The sequence below is a fragment of the Aeromicrobium sp. PFPM2_SD2 genome (assembly GCF_057364525.1).
In genome coordinates this window covers 1-1,126 of record NZ_JBNFNZ010000618.1, presented here as the reverse complement: position 1 = coordinate 1,126, position 1,126 = coordinate 1, and the positions used below count along the sequence as shown (strand labels likewise).

The window sequence follows — 1,126 nt, the reverse complement described above, 5'->3', positions numbered from 1 at the left end:
TGGCCAGCGCGAGGCCGAGGGCCAGGGCGAGCGCGCGGACCCCGACCGTCCAGCGCAGCACGACGGCGAGGACGAGGGCGAGCACGGCCTGCAGCAGCATGCCGCGGCCGAGCTCGCTGTCGGCGAAGGAGACGACGTAGCCCGGACGCAGGCCGGACAGGGGCTGGGCGAAGGTGTCGGCGGCGGTCAGCACGTACAGCGCCAGGCTGGTCACCGACCAGGCGACGGCCGCCGTCCGGGAACGGGCCACCGCGTCGACCGCGAGGCCCTCGACCCGGTCGCCGCGGCCCGGCAGCAGGAAGACGGCCAGGACGAGGAACCCGACGACCGCGACGGCCAGGACGTCCGAGAGCAGCTTGGCCAGCGGCACGCCCCAGCCGACGACGAGGCCGGGGTCGGGGATGCCCGGGGGTGCCTCCTCCGGCGCTCCGCCGCCGAGGCTCAGGAAGGCCACGACGGCGGCGAGCGCGACGACGAACGCCACGGTCGTGAACCGCACGGCGCCGACGCGCGGCGCCGTCTCGGGACGGGTGGTGGTGCTGGTGCTCATCGGGGCGACCTCCGGCGCAGCGGGGCGAGCAGGAGGACGACGGCCAGGACGACGGCGCCGACCGCCCACCAGACGTGCTCGCGGTGGCGGTGCAGGAACGACTCCTCGCTCGCGTCGGCGCTGGTCGCCACCGGCGACACCGTCTCGCCGGTGGTGGTGGTGAAGACGACGGTGCCCTTGACCGGGTGCCCGTCGGCCGAGACGACGCGGTACGACATCTCGTGGACGCCGCGCATCCCCGACGGGGCGACGGTGGCGGTGACCGCCTGGTCGATCGCCTGCACGTCGCGCACCTCGAGCTGCTCGCCGTCGGGCGCCGTGATCGCGACGTAGGCGGGGTTGCCGATGTTCTCGTTGAACGTCAGCGTGACCTGCTCGGGGACCGCCGCGACGCTGGTGCCGTCGGCCGGGTCGGTCGACACGAGCGACGCGTGGGCCGAGGCCGGCCCGCCCCCACCACGCCGAGCAGCATGGTGAGGGCGAGAGCCAGGCCGAGCCGGACGGGCTCAGGAGTCGGTACGCGCACGACGTCGATTCTCCCGCAGCGCCAAAAGCGGCACCGCCCACGCCCACCAC

Annotated in this window: 2 protein-coding genes; both read right to left on the bottom strand. The window is 75.1% G+C overall.

What is annotated here, in order from left to right; all coding sequences use genetic code 11:
* Window positions 1–550 (bottom strand): hypothetical protein (locus AC2W7G_RS16900; RefSeq protein ID WP_485869462.1); only part of this gene is annotated, 550 nt, incomplete at its 3' end.
* Window positions 547–972, bottom strand: a complete 426-nt coding sequence (locus AC2W7G_RS16895) for a copper resistance CopC family protein (protein ID WP_485869461.1) — start codon at window positions 970–972, stop codon at window positions 547–549. The genes AC2W7G_RS16895 and AC2W7G_RS16900, both read right to left, overlap by 4 nt.
* Between the last annotated feature and the right edge of the window lie 154 nt (window positions 973–1,126).